This is a genomic window from Streptomyces sp. TOM-9 (assembly GCF_056858595.1).
The window spans coordinates 5,868,638-5,885,506 of sequence record NZ_JBXEQB010000001.1; the positions used below are offsets into that span (position 1 = coordinate 5,868,638).

The 16,869-nt window shown below is 73.4% G+C and carries 15 protein-coding genes; 10 read left to right on the forward strand and 5 right to left on the reverse strand.

Annotation, left to right across the window (positions count from 1 at the left end; translation table 11 throughout):
• Window positions 1-161: 161 nt before the first annotated feature.
• The gene (locus AC1VWI_RS27500; RefSeq protein WP_499513680.1) at window positions 162-563 is read right to left on the reverse strand and encodes an SCO4983 family protein; all 402 of its coding nucleotides are present in this window, start codon (window positions 561-563) and stop codon (window positions 162-164) included.
• Between the two features lie 82 nt (window positions 564-645).
• The gene (locus AC1VWI_RS27505; protein WP_499513681.1) at window positions 646-1,857 is read right to left on the reverse strand and encodes a pyridoxal phosphate-dependent aminotransferase; all 1,212 of its coding nucleotides are present in this window, start codon (window positions 1,855-1,857) and stop codon (window positions 646-648) included.
• 89 nt (window positions 1,858-1,946) lie between these two features.
• On the opposite strand from AC1VWI_RS27505, the gene AC1VWI_RS27510 reads away from it, so the two are divergent.
• A complete protein-coding gene (locus AC1VWI_RS27510) occupies window positions 1,947-3,749 on the forward strand; it encodes a P-loop NTPase fold protein (RefSeq protein ID WP_499513682.1) in 1,803 nt (600 codons plus the stop codon).
• Here the strand turns inward: AC1VWI_RS27510 and AC1VWI_RS27515 are convergent.
• Window positions 3,670-5,244 (reverse strand): N-acyl-D-amino-acid deacylase family protein, encoded by a 1,575-nt coding sequence (locus AC1VWI_RS27515; RefSeq protein WP_499513683.1) that lies wholly within the window; start codon window positions 5,242-5,244, stop codon window positions 3,670-3,672. The genes AC1VWI_RS27510 and AC1VWI_RS27515 overlap by 80 nt on opposite strands.
• Before the next feature lie 483 nt (window positions 5,245-5,727).
• Complete coding sequence (locus tag AC1VWI_RS27520) at window positions 5,728-6,990, reverse strand: alanine racemase (protein ID WP_499513684.1); 1,263 nt, start codon at window positions 6,988-6,990, stop codon at window positions 5,728-5,730.
• 113 nt (window positions 6,991-7,103) lie between these two features.
• Between AC1VWI_RS27520 and AC1VWI_RS27525 the strand changes: the two genes are divergently transcribed.
• From AC1VWI_RS27525 to AC1VWI_RS27535, 3 genes are read left to right on the forward strand one after another with little or no spacing between them, the layout of a single operon-like run.
• The gene (locus AC1VWI_RS27525; protein WP_499513685.1) at window positions 7,104-8,021 is read left to right on the forward strand and encodes a sugar kinase; all 918 of its coding nucleotides are present in this window, start codon (window positions 7,104-7,106) and stop codon (window positions 8,019-8,021) included.
• Window positions 8,018-8,776 (forward strand): IclR family transcriptional regulator, encoded by a 759-nt coding sequence (locus tag AC1VWI_RS27530; RefSeq protein WP_499513686.1) that lies wholly within the window; start codon window positions 8,018-8,020, stop codon window positions 8,774-8,776. The genes AC1VWI_RS27525 and AC1VWI_RS27530 overlap by 4 nt, the downstream gene beginning before the upstream one ends.
• Complete coding sequence (locus tag AC1VWI_RS27535; RefSeq protein ID WP_499513687.1) at window positions 8,773-9,177, forward strand: RidA family protein; 405 nt, start codon at window positions 8,773-8,775, stop codon at window positions 9,175-9,177. Before AC1VWI_RS27530 ends, AC1VWI_RS27535 begins: the two co-directional genes overlap by 4 nt.
• 108 nt (window positions 9,178-9,285) lie before the next feature.
• Here the strand turns inward: AC1VWI_RS27535 and AC1VWI_RS27540 are convergent, their stop codons facing one another.
• Window positions 9,286-10,785, reverse strand: a complete 1,500-nt coding sequence (locus AC1VWI_RS27540; RefSeq protein WP_499513688.1) for a chitinase — start codon at window positions 10,783-10,785, stop codon at window positions 9,286-9,288.
• 231 nt (window positions 10,786-11,016) lie between these two features.
• Between AC1VWI_RS27540 and AC1VWI_RS27545 the strand changes: the two genes are divergently transcribed.
• Genes AC1VWI_RS27545 through AC1VWI_RS27570 form a run of 6 tightly spaced genes read left to right on the forward strand, consistent with a single transcriptional unit; the run spans window position 11,017 to window position 16,853 of the window.
• Complete coding sequence (locus AC1VWI_RS27545; RefSeq protein ID WP_499513689.1) at window positions 11,017-11,910, forward strand: hypothetical protein; 894 nt, start codon at window positions 11,017-11,019, stop codon at window positions 11,908-11,910.
• A gap of 12 nt (window positions 11,911-11,922) precedes the next feature.
• The gene (gene cpaB / locus AC1VWI_RS27550; RefSeq protein ID WP_499513690.1) at window positions 11,923-12,636 is read left to right on the forward strand and encodes a Flp pilus assembly protein CpaB; all 714 of its coding nucleotides are present in this window, start codon (window positions 11,923-11,925) and stop codon (window positions 12,634-12,636) included.
• Complete coding sequence (locus AC1VWI_RS27555; protein ID WP_499513691.1) at window positions 12,633-14,198, forward strand: CpaE/TadZ family protein; 1,566 nt, start codon at window positions 12,633-12,635, stop codon at window positions 14,196-14,198. The genes cpaB and AC1VWI_RS27555 overlap by 4 nt, the downstream gene beginning before the upstream one ends.
• A complete protein-coding gene (locus tag AC1VWI_RS27560) occupies window positions 14,195-14,584 on the forward strand; it encodes a TadE/TadG family type IV pilus assembly protein (RefSeq protein ID WP_499513692.1) in 390 nt (129 codons plus the stop codon). The genes AC1VWI_RS27555 and AC1VWI_RS27560 overlap by 4 nt, the downstream gene beginning before the upstream one ends.
• The gene (locus tag AC1VWI_RS27565) at window positions 14,581-15,918 is read left to right on the forward strand and encodes a TadA family conjugal transfer-associated ATPase (protein WP_499513693.1); all 1,338 of its coding nucleotides are present in this window, start codon (window positions 14,581-14,583) and stop codon (window positions 15,916-15,918) included. The genes AC1VWI_RS27560 and AC1VWI_RS27565 overlap by 4 nt, the downstream gene beginning before the upstream one ends.
• The gene (locus tag AC1VWI_RS27570; RefSeq protein ID WP_499513694.1) at window positions 15,915-16,853 is read left to right on the forward strand and encodes a type II secretion system F family protein; all 939 of its coding nucleotides are present in this window, start codon (window positions 15,915-15,917) and stop codon (window positions 16,851-16,853) included. Before AC1VWI_RS27565 ends, AC1VWI_RS27570 begins: the two co-directional genes overlap by 4 nt.
• The last annotated feature ends 16 nt before the right edge of the window (window positions 16,854-16,869 follow it).

Genomic DNA, 16,869 nt, shown 5'->3' on the forward strand with positions numbered 1-16,869 from the left:
CCTCCCCGTGCGTGCGGCGCGGGCGGGCGGCCCGGTGGTGGGCATGGCCCGGTCGTGGGATCCCCGACCCTGACCATCGCCCCACGGGCGGGCCGCGCCGACCCTCACACCGAGGGCCGGGACCGGAAGCGCGAACTCCGGTCCCGGCCCTCGGGCGGTTCCTAGGCGGCTGCGGTGTGGACCGCGATGTGGCGCTCGGCGAGCGCCGCGGCCTCCGCGTTCTGGCGTGACTCGGCGACCACCAGGGCCCGGCCGGCGAGCGCGCGGGCCCTCCGGTGCAGGGCCGCCACACGGGCCGCTTCCGCCCGCCCCCGTCCGGCCGGAGCCGGGGAGAGCCGCAGCGGCGGACGTCCGTGGTGCAGGCCCGCCACGGCCTCGGCGAGCTGCTCCGCGGCACGGTCGAGGTCCGGGCTGCACTCCAGCGCCCGCAGCTCGTCGGTGACGGTGAGCAGGGCGGCGAGGTGTCCGGCGAGCTGGAGGTCCAGCTCCTCGTCACGACTGCGTCGCGGAGAGGTGGGCGCCGCCGTCGTATGGACCGATTTGGTGCGGATCGGTTCGTACATGGGTGCACTCCTCCTGCAATCAGGAGTACATCCTACCTTGGACTCAGTCCAAGGAGGGAGCTTTTCGAGGTATCGGCCCGGGCTACGGCTGCCCGTAGCCGTCCAGGAAGCGCGCGATCCGGCCCACCGCGTCCGCCAGGTCCTCCTTCGCCGGCAGCGTGACCAGGCGGAAGTGGTCCGGCTCCGGCCAGTTGAAGCCGGTGCCCTGCACCACCAGGATCCGCTCGGCCCGCAGCAGGTCCAGCACCATCTGCTGGTCGTCCTTGACCTTGTAGACCTTCGGGTCGAGCCGCGGGAACGCGTAGAGCGCCCCCTTCGGCCGCACGCAGGTCACCCCGGGGATCTGCGTCAGCAGCTCGTACGCCACGTCCCGCTGCTCGGCCAGCCGGCCGCCCGGCAGCACCAGGTCCTTGATCGACTGGCGGCCGCCGAGGGCGGTGGCCACCGCGTGCTGGGCGGGGACGTTCGCGCACAGGCGCATGTTCGCCAGGATGGTCAGGCCCTCGAGGTAGCTGGTCGCGTGCTCCTTCGGGCCGCACACCGCGAGCCAGCCGCTGCGGTAGCCGGCCACCCGGTAGGCCTTCGACAGGCCGTTGAAGGTCAGCGTCAGCAGGTCGGGGGCGACCACCGCGGTCGGGGTGTGGGTCACCCCGTCGTAGAGGATCTTGTCGTAGATCTCGTCCGAGCAGACGATCAGGTTGTGGCGGCGGGCGATGTCGGTGAGCTGCCGCAGCAGCTCGTCGTCGTAGACCGCGCCCGTCGGGTTGTTCGGGTTGATGATCACCAGCGCCTTGGTGCGGTCGGTGATCTTGCGCTCGATGTCGGCGAGGTCGGGGAACCAGTCCGCCTGCTCGTCGCAGCGGTAGTGCACCGGGGTGCCGCCCGACAGCGAGACCGCGGCCGTCCACAGCGGGTAGTCGGGGGCCGGGATCAGCACCTCGTCGCCGTCGTCCAGCAACGCCTGCATCGACATCTGGATCAGCTCGGAGACGCCGTTGCCGAGGTAGATGTCCTCGACGTCCAGCTCGACGCCCTTGGTCTGGTAGTGCTGCATGACCGCCCGCCGCGCCGGCAGGATGCCCTTGGAGTCGCCGTAGCCGTGCGCGCCGCCCAGGCTGCGCAGCATGTCCTCGAGGATCTCCGGGGGGCACTCGAAACCGAAGGCGGCGGGATTGCCGGTGTTCAGCTTCAGGATGCGATGACCCGCCGCCTCCAGCCGCATGGCCTCCTCCAGCACCGGGCCGCGGATGTCGTAGCAGACGTTGGAGAGCTTCGTGGACTGGATCACCTGCATGTCCGTGAGCTTACGGGCAGGTACCGGGGACCGCCCCGTGTTCTTGGCCACGTATGCGCCGAATGGTGACATGCCGCTACTCTCGCCGCATGTTCTCGTTACTCAACGACGAACCTGTCGCCAGTGCCGACGACGACCTCCTCGGAGCGGGGCGCGCCGCGCGGCAACTCGCCCGGCTGCTCCTCGACTCGCGCGGATCCACCCCGTTCACCCTCGCCGTCGACGCCGGATGGGGGACGGGCAAGAGCAGCCTGATGCGCCTGCTCGACGCCGAGCTCCGGGACACCGCCGACGTCCACACCGTCTGGTACAACGCCTGGACCTCACGCGGTGCCGACGCCCTGGAAGGCCTGATCAAGTCCGTCCTGACGCAGTTCGACCGCCGGCTGCTGCGCCGCGCCCTGCACCGCGCGACCGAGCACCGTGCCCTGCTGCGGACCCTGCGGGCCGCGGCCACGCTGCTCGCCGGACCGCTCGGTGCGGCGGGCCTGGTCGACGAGCTGTGGCGCAGCCTCTCCGTCAACGCCCAGGCCCGCAACGAGATGCGCGACGCCCTGCGGGACCTGGCGACGCAGTGGGCCGACACCGGCGAGCACGCGCCGCGCCGGCTGCTCGTCGTCTTCATCGACGACCTCGACCGCTGCGCCGAGGAGACCGTGCTCGCCGTCTGCGAGGCCGTCAAGGTCTACCTCGACGTTCCCGGGGTGGCCTTCGTCATCGGCTGCGACCGCTCCGCGCTGTCCCCGGGCGGCCTGCTCGGCGACCTGTCCCCGGCGGGCTCCGCCTTCATGGAGAAGGTCTTCCAGACCAACTACCGCGTACCGCCCCCCGAGGACATCGAGGGATACGTGCGCGGATGCGCCGAACGGGCCGGCATCGGCGCGCTCCTCGACGACACCCACGTCAACCTGCTCGCCGAACGCACCGGGGGCAATCCACGCCGCGTCAAGAGGCTGCTCAACGGATTCGTCCTGGAGGCCGGACTCAACCCCGTCTGGCAGGACTTCGGCCCCGAGGTCATGCTCCGCATGCTCCTGCTGCAGTACCTGTACGGCGACTTCCACGGCGTGCTGGTCGGCGGACGCGGCAACGACGCGATCCAGGAGTTCCTGGACTACCGGGCGGTGCGGCGCCTGCTGCGCTCGCCCGCGGTCCCCACCGGCCAGGGCGACGCACTGGTGCGCCGCCTCCTCGCCGAGCACGAGGTGCCGCTCGCCGCCGACCCCGGACCGGAGGAGCGCGCCCGGGCCCTGGCCGAACTGGAACGGCAGCTCCCCCCGTCCTTCCCGGCGCTGGTCGCGGACCGCGCGTTCACCTCCCTCGTCGACGACCTCGTCCGCATGCCCGAGGCCGCCGACCTGGTCCACCGCCTGCGACGCTCCCCCCTGGCCGCCGTGATCACGACGGTCGACCTGGACCAGGCCGTCCCGCAGGCCGCACCCGAGCCTCCCCGGGCCCCGGAGGACGGCCCGTATACCGGGCTGCGCGTGCTGTGGATCGACGACAACCCCGGGACCGTCGCCACCGAGGTCCGGGCCCTGCGGCACAAGGGCGCCGAGGTCGAGGTCGTCGAGGACCGCGCCGGTGCGGAGGAGCGGTTGCCGCTCGCCGTCCCGGACCTGCTGATCTCCGACATCGAGCGCCACGGCGACCCGCAGGCGGGCTTCACCGACCTGGAGCACCTGCGCGGCACCGGCCGCTACACCGGCCCCGCGCTCTTCTACGCGGGCTGGGTCGCCCCGGAGCGCGAGGAGCGCGCCCGCCGGGCCGGCGCCCTCGGCCTCGTCTGCGAACCCGCCGCGCTGCGCGACCTCATCGACCACGTCCTGCGGCAGCCCGACTCCGCACCGAGCGTCCCGCCAGGACGTCCGTACGGCGGCCGTCCTCGATGACGAACCGCCCGTCGACGAGCACGTACGGGATGCCGGTGGGCAGCGTGCGCGGCGCCTCGTACGTCGCGCCCGCGGCGACCGTCCCCGGGTCGAACAGCACCAGGTCCGCACGGTGGCCCTCGCGGACCAGGCCGCGGTCCGGCAGCCCCAGCCGGGCCGCGGGGCGTCCGGTGAGGTGCGCGACGCACTCCTCCAGGCCGAGCACCCCGAGCTCGCGCACGTAGTGGCCGAGGTAGTGCGGGAACGTGCCGTACGCGCGGGGATGCGGTTTGTCGCCGACGAGCAGGCCGTCGCTGCCGCCGGTGTGGACGCGGTGGCGCATGATCGCCCGGACGTTCTCCTCGTGGCCCACGTGCTGGAGGACCGTCGTGCCCAGCCGGTCCTCCAGCAGCAGCCGGCGCGCCGTAGCGAAGTCCGGCAGCCGGCGCCCCACATGGCCCGCCAGGGCAGGCTCGCGCACCCCGGAGACCTCCAGCGTCCGCCACTCCACGGGCACGCCGTGGCAGCCGTCCGACCCCTCCACCTCCATCGCGTGCCGGATGCGTTCCGCCTGCGCGTCGTCCCGGAGCCGGGCGAGGGTCGCCTCGGGACCACCCTCCGTCGCCCAGCTCGGCAGGGTCGCCGCGAGCGTCGTGCAGCCCGGCAGGTAGGGGTACGTGTCCAGGGTGACGTCCGCCCCCGCGGCGAGCGCCTCGTCCAGCAGCGCGAGCAGCTCCGGCGCACGGCCCGCGTTCACCCCGAAGTTCATCGTGGCGTGCGCCAGGTGCAGGGCGCAGCCCGCCTCCCGGGTCACGGCGATCATCTCGGCGTAGGCCTCGAGCGCGCCGGCGCCGTAACTGCGCTGGTGCGGGCAGTAGTAGCCGCCGTGGGCGGCCACGACCCGGCACAGCTCGGTCAGCTCGGCGCCCGAGGCGTACATCCCCGGGGTGTACGTCAGCCCGGACGACATCCCCACGGCCCCCTGCGCCAGCCCCTCGGCGACCAGTTCCTTCATCCGGTCCAGCTCCGCCGTGGTCGCCGGACGGTCCTCCCACCCGACGGCCAGCATCCGCACGGTGCCCTGCGGGACCAGGTACGCGGCGTTCACGGCGATGCCCCGGTCCAGGCGGTCCAGGTACTCGCCGACGCTGCGCCAGTCGTACTCCAGGCCCTCGGGGTCGCCGTTCCACCCCGCGAGCTGGCGGCGCAGCCCGGCCAGGGTGCGGTCGTCCACGGGGGCGTACGACAACCCGTCCTGGCCCAGCACCTCCAGGGTCACGCCCTGCGCCGCCTTCGCCTCGTGCGCGGGGTCCGTGAGCAGGGCCAGGTCGCTGTGCGCGTGCATGTCGATGAACCCGGGGGCGAGCACGAGCCCGCGGGCGTCCAGCGTGTGGCGTGCGCCGCGCACCGTCCCGATCTCCGTGATCCGGCCGTCCACGACGCGCACGTCCGCCCGGTACGCCGGGGTCCCCCCGGACCCGTCCACGACGGTCGCGCCGCGAATCGCCAACTCCATCCGTGCGTCTCCTTTGTGCGGGTTCTTCGTCTGCGGCACCGTTGTGGTCGGGGTTGACGGTTTCCCCGCCGCCCGCCCGATTGCCCGGCGCGGTCAGTGCGGGCCTCGCACCGTGTGCCTGGGTCGGTGCCGCGCCGGCGCACTCCCCCAGCCTTCGGCCGGGGGGACCCCCACAGCGCTCGCGGTTTACCCCCACATCGTTGCGTACCGGGTTCGCCGCTCGTCGTTTCCGGGCGCACCCCGCCACACCCCCTCCCGTCGTATGGGCGCATGACGGCCGGTGGGGGGTGTAAGGCACTTGCGGCAGCCCCGGACCGCCTTCTTACCCCCCACTGGCCGCTAGTCGCCCCAACGGCAGGAGGGGGTGTGGCGGGGTGCCCCCATGGGGGCACCCCGGCCGAAGGCTGGGGGCGTGCGCCGGCGCGGCAGGGTGGGGGATGCCCGCCGCAGGCGCAAACAACCCGCACACAAACAACCGGGCCGTCAGAAGAACGTGCGGACGAAATCCGTGACGACCCCACCCGCGTCCACGACAGGGATGAGCTGCCACTTGTCGAACGCCGTGCACGGATGCGACACCCCCAGCCCCACCCAGTCGCCGACCGCCAGGTCCCGCGCCCCGGGGGCGACGTCCACGAACGCGTGCTGGTCGGCGAGCTTCGTGACCGTGAGCCCGGCCGCCGGGACGGCGGAACCGTCGGCGCGGCGCACGAGCTGCGGCACCGGGAGGTCGAGGTCGTACGGCGCGTCGCGCTTGCCCGCGTTGAGGAGGGCGAGGCCGGGCTCGGGCCGGGAGAGCACCTGCGTCCAGAGGCGGAAGGCGGGTTCGAGCGACCCCTCCGCGGGGATGCGGTCGTGGAACGGCGTCAGATCGCGGTAGTGGACGTCGTCGTGCGTGACGTACGCCCCGGACCGCAGGAGCCCGAGCACCGGCAGGGACAGGTCCCCGAGCGTGCCGAACGCGTCCGCCACGGCGTCGAACCACTCGCTGCCGCCCGCGCTCACCACGATCTCCCCGGCCCCGGATCCCGCCCCCGCGAACCGCCCGGCCGCGTCGAAGTCCCGTGCCAGCGCGACGAGTTCGCCGAGCCATCCGCGCGGGTCCGGGGCCGCCGCCTCGTAACCCGCGACGCCGACGAGCCGCAGGTGCCGCGCCGCGGCGACCGCGTCGGCGACGCGCGCCGCCTCCTCCGGGCCGCGCACGCCGGTGCGTCCTCCCTCCGCGCCGAGCTCGACGACGACGTCCACGACCGCCGTCAGGGCCGCGTCCATCAGCTCCACCCCGCGCACGGAGTCCACGTAGCAGACGAAGCGGAACTCCGGGTCGCCGGCGAGCTCGCGGGACAGCCAGCGCAGCGCGGCCGCGTCGACGAGCTCGTTGGCGAGGAAGACGCGCCGCACGCCGAACGCCCGGTAGACCCGCACCTGGTGCGGGGTGGCGGCGGTGATGCCCCACGCGCCGTGGGCGAGCTGGCGGGCGAAGAGCTGCGGCGCCATGGAGGTCTTGCCGTGCGGCGCGAAGGCGAGGCCGTGCTTGCCGGTCCAGTCGGCGAGCTGGGCGAGGTTGTGCTCCAGGGCGGGCTCGGAGAGCGTGAGCAGCGGGGTCGTGAAGCCGCCGTCGAAGACGGTGCGGCGCTCGGCGGCGAGTTCGCCGACGGTCAGGCCGTCGGCGTCCGGCGGCAGTCCCTTGAAGCGGTGGTCCACCCGCTCCCGGTGCAGCTCGCCGATGCCCGTGACCTGGTCCATCCCGCCTCCGTCCACCGCCGTTGCAATATGTGCAACGACCGTTGCGTACCGTGTTTCCCGCTGTCTAACATCCCGGCCAGCACCGGGTCAACGGTGCGCGGAGAGGAGCGGAAGTGACCGGGACCGTGGACGTCGTGTGCGTGGGCGAGTCCATGGTCACCTTCGTCCCCTCCGTGCCCGGGCAGCGCCTCGCCGACGCGGCCGCCTTCGACCGGGGGACGGGTGGCGCGGAGTCCAACGTGGCCTGCGCGCTGGCCCGTCTCGGCCATGCCGTGCGCTGGATCAGCCGGGTGGGCGCCGACCCGTTCGGTGACCACCTGGTGGCGACGATCGCCGCGGCCGGCGTGGACGTCTCGGGGGTGCGCCGCGACCGGGACCGCCCCACCGGGGTCTACTTCCGCACCGGCGACGGCGAGGTCGCCTACTACCGGGCGGGTTCCGCCGCCTCCGCCATGGGCCCGGGCAACGTGGCCCGCCACGAGGCCTGGGCCGGCCGGGTCCTGCACCTGTCCGGCATCACGCCCGCGCTCTCCGAGGGGTGCGCGGACCTCGTCCACGAGCTCACCGCTACCGCTCCGGGCCGTCCGCTGGTCTCCTTCGACGTCAACCACCGCCCCGCCCTGTGGCGTTCGGCCGACCCGGTACGGCTGGCCCGGCTCGCCGCCCGCTGCGACCTCGTCCTGGTCGGCGAGGACGAGGCCGAGGCCGCCTGGGGCCTGCCGGACGCCGACGCCGTGCGCGAGGCCCTGCCCGGTCCCGCCGTCCTCGTCGTCAAGCAGGGCGCGCACGGTGCCACCGCGTACGAGGACGGCGCCGACGGGGTCTTCGTGCCCGCGCCGGACACGCCCGTCGTCGACCTCGTCGGGGCCGGAGACGCCTTCGCCGCGGGGTTCCTGTCGGCGACGCTGCGCACGCTCCCGCTGCGGGAGCGGCTCGCCCGGGGCCACGCCCTGGCCGCCGCGGTGATCGGGGTACGGGGCGACTCCCTCGCCACCCTCGGTGACGGGGCATGGGGGAGACTGCGCGCATGAGCCAGACCGTGGACCGCGCGCTGCGCATCCTGCCCCTGCTCGCGGAGGGGCCCGCCAACCTCGAACAGGTCGCCACCCGCCTGGACGTGCACAAGTCCACCGCACTGCGGCTGCTGCGCACCCTGCACGAGCACGGCATGGTCTACCGCCAGGACGACCAGCGCTACCGCCTCGGCACCCGGCTGTTCGCCCTCGCCCAGGAGGCGATGGAGAACCTGGACGTCCGCGGCATCGCCCACCCCCACCTCGCCGCCCTGGGCGAACTGACCGGGCACACCGTCCACCTCGCGGTGTACGAGGAGGGCGAGGTCGTCTACATCGACAAGGTGGAGAGCCGCTACCCGGTCCGCATGTACTCGCGGATCGGCAAGCCCGTCGCCATCACCGTGGCCGCCGTGGCGAAGCTGCTCCTGGCCGACCTGCCCGAGGCGGAGCGGCGCGCGGTCGCGCAGGGCCTGGAGTACCCGCGTTACACCGCGCGTTCCACCACCGACGCCGCCGCCTACCTCGCCGAACTCGCCCGGGTCCGCGAGCAGGGCTGGGCGAGCGACCTGGGCGGTCACGAGGAGTCCATCAACTGCGTGGCCGCGCCGATCCGCGGCGCCGACGGGCGCGTCATGGCCGCCTGCTCCCTCTCCGCCCCCAATGTGGTCGTCAGCGCGGAGGAATTGCTGAAGCTGCGCCCGCAGGTCCGGCGCACCGCGGAGGCGATCAGCCGCGAGTACTCCGGAAGACCGAGCGAAGGAACCAGATGAGCGAGAAGACCGCGATCACCCCGGCCGGCCACACCACCCCGCCGGCCAGGTTCTCCCACGGTGTCCGCAAGGGCAACGTCCTGCAGGTGGCCGGTCAGGTCGGCTTCGGCCCCGCCGTGCCGGGTCAGGCGCCCGCGCCCGTGGGCCCGGGGCTGCGGGAGCAGACCCTGCAGACCCTCGCCAACGTGCAGGCGGTGCTGGAGGAGGGCGGCTCGTCCTGGGAGGACGTCGTCATGATCCGGGTCTACCTCACCGACACCGCGCACTTCCCCGAGTTCAACGCCCTCTTCGACGAGTTCTTCGCGGGCCTGAAGGGCGCCCCCGCCGCCCGTACGACGGTCTACGTCGGCCTGCCCGCCGGACTGCTCGTCGAGATCGACGCCCTCGCGGTCCTGGACTGACCGGGCGGCGCCTTCGGCGCGGTGGGTCCGGTGGTCCGACGTGACACCGCGCCCCCGGGGGACGGGACCTCTCCCGGGGGCGCGGTGCGTCGGTGACGGTCCCAACGGTTACGGCAGCCCGTGCACGTGCGGGCCGACGGTGCCCGAGAAGGCGTTGCCGTTGGTCGCGTCCCAGTTGGTGGACCAGGTCATCGCGCCGCGCAGCCCCGGCCAGGTGGTGGAGGGTTTGAAGGAACCGCAGTTGGTGCCCTTGGTCAGGCAGTCCAGGGCGTTGTTCACCACGGTCGGCGAGACGTAGCCGCTGCCCGCCGCCCGGGTCGACGCCGGCAGGCCGAGACCCACCTGCGAGGGCGCCAGACCGCTCTGCAGCTGGATGCAGGCCAGGGCGGTGATGAAGTCGACCGTGCCCTGCGAGTACACCTTGCCGTCGCAGCCGTTCATGGAACCGCTGTTGTAGTACTGGGTGTTGACGACGGTCAGGATGTCCTTGATGTTCAGGGCGGTCTGGAAGTAGCCGAAGGACGTCGACTGCATGTCGATGGTCTGCGGGGCCATCGTGATGACCAGCCCGGAGCCGGCCTTGGCCGACAGGGAGCGCAGCGCCTGCGTCATGTAGGTCGCGTTGATCCCGTTCTCCAGGTCGATGTCGACGCCGTCGAAACCGTAGGTCTGCATCAGCGAGAAGACGCTGTTGGCGAAGTTGTTCGCCGAGGCGGAGTCGGTGACGCTGATCGTGCCGTTCTGGCCGCCGACGGAGACGATGACCTTCTTGCCGGCCGCCTTCTTCGCCGCGATGTCGGTCTTGAACTGGCCGACGGAGTAGTTCAGTGCCGGGTCGAGGGTGAAGGAGACCGCGCCGGGCGTGGTCGTGGCGTCGGCGAACGACACCGCGATGATGTCGTACTGGCCCGGGACCTGGGCGATGGTCTGGACGGTCGCGCCGTTGTTGAAGTTCTGCCAGTAGCCGGTGAGGACGTGCTTGGGCAGCGAGCCGCCGCCGGTGGGCGTCGGCGTAGGTGTGGGAGTGGGGGTGGGCGTGGGGGTGGGCGTCGGGTCGGTCGGCGTGGGGGTCGGGGTCGGTGTCCCCGTGCCGGGCGCGCCCAGCAGGCTCACGTCGTCGGCCAGGTAGGCGGGCTGCGCGTACCAGCCGTGCAGGTAGACGGTGACCGAGGTGGTGCTCGCGCCCGTGGTGAAGCTGGTGGACAGCTGCTGGTACGAGGACGCGGACGGGGTCCACACCGAGGCCTCCGTCATCCCGGTGCCGGTGGCGCCGAGGTAGACGTAGCTGCCCTGGACGAACGCGCTCAGCGTGTACGTGGAGTTGGGCCGGACGCTGATGGTCTGCGAGCAGCGGGAGTTGTCCGAGGAGGAGGGCGTGCCCTGGAGCGCCTTGGTGCCGCCGTGCACGGGGGAGCCGACGGCCGCGCCGCTGGAGGCGGTGCAGGACCATCCGGACAGGCCGCTCTCGAACCCGCCGTTGGTCACGATGTTGGTGTCGGCGGCGTTCGCGCTGCCGGACGTGGCGACGAGTCCCGCCACCGCGAGGGCGGCGGCGCCGACGGCCGCCGCGGCTCTGAGGGCGGTGCGCCGTGGGCGTGCGTGTTCCACTACTGCCTCCTGGGGGCGAGGAGTTGGGCGGTTACGCGAGTGGCCACTCTTCTGTGGACGCAGTTTGGTCCAGACCAATGCGGGGGTCAATACCCTTGCCGTCGTGCGTAGACCGGCGTCCCGCGGGTACCACCGACTTCATCAACTGTTCGGCGACTTTCCGCACTGCTCCGGCTACGCAGGGATAAGCTCTCCGGGCAGGGACTGGGCGGGAGTTCCGGGAGGTCGCGGGTGTCGAGCGTCATAGCGGTCACGGCGGACGACCTCGCGCTCCCGCTGGAGCAGCACGTGATGCGCACCGCCGCCGCCCTGGAGGCCCACGGCCACCTCGTCGTGCTCGTCCCGCCGGAGTCCACCGACCCGTTGCGCCGCCGCGTCCACACCGTGCGCGCGGCCCTCGAGGCGGACCGGGTGGCGATCGTCCCGGTCGACCTGCCACCGCTGGCCGCCCTGCTCCTGGCCGAGCAGCTGCGCCAGCTCGCCGCCACCGACCTCGGGCCCGGTGTGCTCGCCGGGGCCGCCCGGCTGCTGTCGCACTACCTCCACTCCGGTGCCCTGCTCGGTTCGGTCTCCCGGCTCGACCGGGTGGACGTGCCCGTCGGCGCCCATCTGAAGTCCCTGGTGCCCGGGCGCCACTTCGCCGTCCTCGCCCACCCCGAACCGCACCTGTCCGAGGCGCGCCCCGACGCCGTGCCGGCCGGGCCCGCGTTCCTCACCCAGCTCGCCGTCGCGCACGGCCACGGCGTCGACGCCGGCTGGGTCACCGGGCCGCTGGCCCGCGCCTGGCGGAGCCAGCACGTACGGGAGGTGCCGCTGCCGGCGGACTCCGCGCGCTGGTGGGGGACCGGCAGGCTGGTCGAGTTCACCGCCTACATCGCCGACGTCGGCGTGCTCTACCAGCTGGTCACCTCGGTCCGCCGGGACACCTGCGGCTGGTGCGGCCTGGCGGTCATCGGCGACCGCTGCCTGTTCTGCTCGGCCACGGTGGACGGGCAGCAGCGCATCCGGCCCCCGGAGCGGCCGCGCCAGGTCGTGCACTCGGGACCCCGCGCGCCCTCCCTGGCGCCCAGGGCGTCGCCCACCCCCCAGGTCTCCCCCCACCAGCAGTCGGCACTTGAGCGATAGGGCCCCACCTCTATGAACTCACGTCAGCGTCGCGGCGTCGTCCTCCTCGTGGTCTCCGCGCTGTGCGCGCTCGCCGCCTTTGCCGGCGTCGTCACCGTCATCGAGGACGCCCGCTCCCAGGTCGGGCCGAAGGTGACCGCGTACCGGCTGGCCGCGGACGTGCCCGCGTACGAGGCGGTCGGCCGCGCCCAGCTGCGGGAGGTCCGGATACCCGAGCGCTGGCTGCCCGTCACCGCCGTCCGCGACGTCGGCCGGCTGGACGGCAAGATAGCCGCCGTCCCCCTGCACCGCGGCTCCCTGCTGCAGACGGACATGGTCGCCGAGCGGCCCGCGCTGCGGGCCGGGCAGATGGAGATCGCGATCATGATCGACGCGGAGACCGGCGTCGCCGGGAAGATCACCCCGGGGGCGAGGGTCAACATCTTCGCCACCTTCGCCCCGCGCAGGGACACCGACCCGGAGGTCTCGAAGATCATCGTCGCGGGCGCCCGGGTCATCGACGTCGGCCAGATCAAGGCCTTCGACACCGGCGGCGACAACCGCCGGGTCAGCAGCCAGGGAGTCCCCATCACCTTCGCCCTCGGCGCCGCCGACGCCCAGCGGGTCGCCTTCGCCGAGTCCTTCGCCCGGCACGTACGCCTCGCCCTCGTCGCCCCGGGGGACGCGACCGCCCCCTCCGAACGGGACCGCACCTACACCCTCGCCGGCGACGGAGCCGCCTCGTGACCGGCGTCCGCATCCTGTCGGGCACCCCCGACCCCGACACCGCCCGCGCCCTGACCGGGGTCCTCCACCAGCTGCCGGGAGCCGAACCCGGGCCCGCGCTGCCGGACTCCACCTCACTGCTGGACGTCCTCGCCCGCGCCGCCGGGACCGGGGTCGACGAACTGCCCGAGGTCGTCGTCGTCCACGACCGCATCACCCCGGTGCCCGCGCTCGAGGTCATCCGCGAGATCGCGCTGCGCTTCCCCGCGGTCGGCGTCATCCTGCTCACCGCCGACCCGAGCCCGGCCGTCCTGTCCGGCGCCATGGACGCCGGCGCGCGCGGTGTCGCCGGGGTGCCCCTGTCGTACGACGAACTCGGTGCCCGCGTCGAGGCGGCGGCCGCCTGGGCGGCCGGCGTACGGCGCCACCTCAGCCCCCAGCAGCCCGCGCTGCCCGCCGTCCCCGGGGGCAGGCTGGTCGCCGTGGCCGGAGCCAAGGGCGGGGTCGGCACCACCGTCGTCGCCGTCCAGCTCGCCCTCGCCGCGCAGGCCGCCGGGAAGTCCACCGCCCTGGTCGACCTCGACCTCCAGGGCGGCGACATCGCCTCCTACCTCGACGTCCAGTTCCGCCGCTCCGTCGCCGACCTCGCGGACATCGCCGACGTGACCACCCGCGTACTGCAGGACGCCATGTACGTCCACGAGGCCGGGCCCGCGCTGCTGCTCGCCCCCGGCGAGGGCGAACGCGGTGAGGAGGTCACCGACCGTGCCGCCCGGCACGTGCTGCACGCCCTCCGGCAGCGGTACGAGGTCGTGGTCGTCGACTGCGGCACCCAGATGACCGGCGCCAACGCCGTCGCCGTCGAGACCGCGGACACCGCCCTGCTGGTGACCACGCCCGACGTGGTCGCCGTGCGCGCCGCCAAGCGCATGGTGCGCATGTGGGACCGGCTGCAGATCCGCAAGCCCCAGGACGTCGTCGCCACCGTCAACCGCTACACCCGGGGCAGCGAGATCCAGCCCTCGCTGATCGCCCGCATCACCGGCACCCGGATCGCCTCCGCCGTGGTCCCCGCCGCCTTCCGGGAACTGCAGGCGGTCGTGGACTCGGGACGGCTCCAGGACCTCGACAACCGCTCCACCGTCAAGCAGGGCGTGTGGACGCTCGCCGCGGAGATCGGCGTCTGCGGGCCCGGGCACGCGGTGCCGCCCCGCAGGAGCCGCCGCGGACGCGGCGAACAGGGCCAGGTCACCCTGGAGACCCTGGGCATGACACCGCTGATCCTGCTGGTGCTCGTCCTGGTCTGGCAGGCGGTGCTGACCGGGTACACCTTCACCCTCGCCGGCCACGCCGCCGACCAGGCCGCCCGCGCGGCGGCGGTGGGGAAGGACGCCCAGGCGGCGGCGGCCGACGACCTGCCCGGCGCGTGGCAGATCGAGGACTTCGGCACCACGCACACCGACGGCATGGTCGGGGTCACCGTGGGCCTGCGGGTCCCGGTCCTCTTCCCGGGCGCGATCGACTTCCCGCTGACCGTCCACGGCCACGCCTCGGCCGTCGACGAAGAGGCGGGCACGCCGTGACGGCCCGGACCCGCCGCCGGCGCGACCGGGGCAGCGCCTCCCTGGAGTTCCTGGGGATGCTGCCGATCCTGCTGCTGATCGCCCTCGCGGGCGTGCAACTGGGCCTCGCCGCCTACACCGCGGCCCAGGCCGGCACGGCCGCCCGCGCCGCCGCGCGCATGGCCGCGCTGCACGACCCTCCCGTGAGCGGCCCCGTCGCGGGCACGGAGGCGGTGAGCTCCTGGCTGCAGGACGGTACGCAGGTCAGCACCACCGGCGACACGGGGGACTCCGTGCAGGCGACGGCGACCGTGGAGATCCCGTCGGTGCTTCCGGGCCTCAGCCCGGGCTCCGTCACCCGGACCGCCACGATGCCCAGGGAGGACGACGAAGGGGCCGACGAATGAGCCTGCGCGACCGCATCGCCGCGAACGACGACACCGCCCCGCAGACGCAGGAGGGCCACCTCGTCGCCGTCTACCGGGCCAAGCTCCTCCAGGAGATCGACCTCGCCGAGATGTCGGCGCTCGCCGCCGCCGAGCGCCGGGTGCGCCTGGAACGTGTCCTCGGCCACATCATCAGCCGCGAGGGACCGGTGCTCTCCACCAAGGAGCGCACCGGCATCATCCGCCGGGTCGTGGACGAGGCCCTGGGCCTGGGCATCCTCGAACCGCTGCTGGAGGACGCCTCCATCACCGAGATCATGGTCAACGGCCCGGACCGCATCTACATCGAGCGGGCCGGCCGGGTGGAACCCGTCGCCGCCCGGTTCAGCAGCCCCGAGCAACTCCTGCAGACCATCGAGCGGATCGTGTCGACCGTCAACCGCCGGGTGGACGAGTCCAATCCGATGGTGGACGCCCGGCTGCCCTCCGGCGAGCGCGTCAACGTCATCATCCCGCCGCTGTCGCTGACCGGCCCCGTCCTCACCATCCGCCGCTTCCCCCGCGCGTACGCCCTGCACGAGCTGATCGGCCTCGGCACCCTCGACGAGCACATGCTGATGCTGCTCTCCGCCCTCGTGCGGGCCAAGTTCAACATCATCGTCAGCGGCGGCACCGGCTCGGGCAAGACCACCCTGCTCAACTCGCTGTCCGGGCTCATCCCGGACGGCGAGCGGATCATCACCGTCGAGGACGCCGCCGAACTCCAGCTCCAGCAGGAGCACGTCGTACGCCTGGAGAGCCGGCCGCCCAACGTCGAGGGCCAGGGCCGGATCACCATCCGCGACCTCGTGCGGAACTCGCTGCGCATGCGCCCCGACCGGATCATCGTCGGTGAGGTCCGCGGCGGCGAGACCCTCGACATGCTGCAGGCCATGTCCACCGGCCACGACGGCTCGTTGGCCACGGTGCACGCCAACTCGGCCGAGGACGCGGTGCTCAGGCTGCAGACGCTGGCCTCGATGTCGGAGGTGAAGATCCCCTTCGAGGCGCTGCGCGACCAGATCAACAGCGCCGTCGACGTCATCGTCCAGCTGCGCCGGGACGTCGACGGCACCCGCCGGATCGCCGAGATCGCCGTGCTGTCCTCACGGGGACGCGACACCTTCCGGCTGACCACCGCGACCCGCTTCCGCGCCGAGCCGATGGGGCCCGACCGGATCGTACGGGGCTGGTTCCACCATCAGCCCGTACCGCGCCAACTGGCCGAACGCTTCCACCTGGCGGGCGAGTCCGTGCCGGCGGCCTTCGGGGTCGGCGAGACCGAGCTGGAGCTGTCGAGCAGGGAGGCGAAGTGAACACGCCGACGATGGCCCTGGCCGTGCTCGGCGTGACCGGCCTCGCGCTGGTGCTGGGCGTCTGGGGCCTGCACGCCTGGAGCGGCGGGCGAGCCGACCGCGCCGCGCTGGTGGACCGGCTGGCCGACGTGCCGGCCGCCGAACGGCGCGCCGTGCCCTTCGCCGGGCTGGACCTGCGGGTCCGGCGGACCGCCTGGGGCCGCCGGCTGGCCGCGCGGCTCGCCGCCACCGGCACCGACCTGACGCCCGGGCAGTTCACCGCGGCCGCCCTCGCGGTCGTCGGCGGCGCCTGGCTGGTCGCCGACATCGTGCTGGCCCCCTTCTTCGGACCGATCGCCGCGCTCCTGGCGGCCTGGGCGGTCAGCTCCTTCCTCGGCTGGCGACGACGGGTGCGCACCGAGCGCTTCATCGCCCAGCTGCCCGAACTCGCCCGCGTCCTGGCCAACGCCACCCAGGCCGGGCTCGCCCTGCGCACCGCCGTCGGCATGGCGGCGGAGGAACTGGAGGCCCCGGCCGGTGAGGAACTGCGGAAGGTCGCCGACGCCATGACGCTCGGGCACTCCATCGAGGACGCCATGGCCGAACTGCAGGAGCGGCTGCCCAGCCGGGAACTGGTGGTGCTGGTCTCCACGCTCGTCCTGTCGGCCCGGGCCGGCGGCTCGGTGGTGGAATCGCTGCGGAACCTGACCGTGACCCTGGAGGAGCGCAAGGAGACCCGGCGCGAGATCCGCACCCAGATGTCGCAGGTCACGGTCACCGCGTACGCCGTTCCCGTCATCGGCGTCGGCTCGCTGCTGCTGCTCGACCGGATCATGCCGGGCTCGCTGAGCGCGATGACCGGCTCCGGGGCCGGACGGATCGCCGTGCTCGTGGCGCTCGGCCTGTACGTCGTCGGCTTCGCGCTCATCCGCCGCATGTCGCGGATCGACGTGTGAGGGGGGCGGGGGACCT

Excerpts from the sequence above, each read along its gene's own strand:
- AC1VWI_RS27500 (WP_499513680.1), bottom strand. The coding sequence starts at position 563 with ATGTACGAACCGATCCGCACCAAATCGGTCCATACGACGGCGGCGCCC.
- AC1VWI_RS27505 (WP_499513681.1), bottom strand. The coding sequence starts at position 1,857 with ATGCAGGTGATCCAGTCCACGAAGCTCTCCAACGTCTGCTACGACATC.
- AC1VWI_RS27510 (WP_499513682.1), top strand. The coding sequence starts at position 1,947 with ATGTTCTCGTTACTCAACGACGAACCTGTCGCCAGTGCCGACGACGAC.
- AC1VWI_RS27515 (WP_499513683.1), bottom strand. The coding sequence starts at position 5,244 with ATGGAGTTGGCGATTCGCGGCGCGACCGTCGTGGACGGGTCCGGGGGG.
- AC1VWI_RS27520 (WP_499513684.1), bottom strand. The coding sequence starts at position 6,990 with ATGGACCAGGTCACGGGCATCGGCGAGCTGCACCGGGAGCGGGTGGAC.
- AC1VWI_RS27530 (WP_499513686.1), top strand. The coding sequence starts at position 8,018 with ATGAGCCAGACCGTGGACCGCGCGCTGCGCATCCTGCCCCTGCTCGCG.
- AC1VWI_RS27535 (WP_499513687.1), top strand. The coding sequence starts at position 8,773 with ATGAGCGAGAAGACCGCGATCACCCCGGCCGGCCACACCACCCCGCCG.
- cpaB (WP_499513690.1), top strand. The coding sequence starts at position 11,923 with ATGAACTCACGTCAGCGTCGCGGCGTCGTCCTCCTCGTGGTCTCCGCG.
- AC1VWI_RS27565 (WP_499513693.1), top strand. The coding sequence starts at position 14,581 with ATGAGCCTGCGCGACCGCATCGCCGCGAACGACGACACCGCCCCGCAG.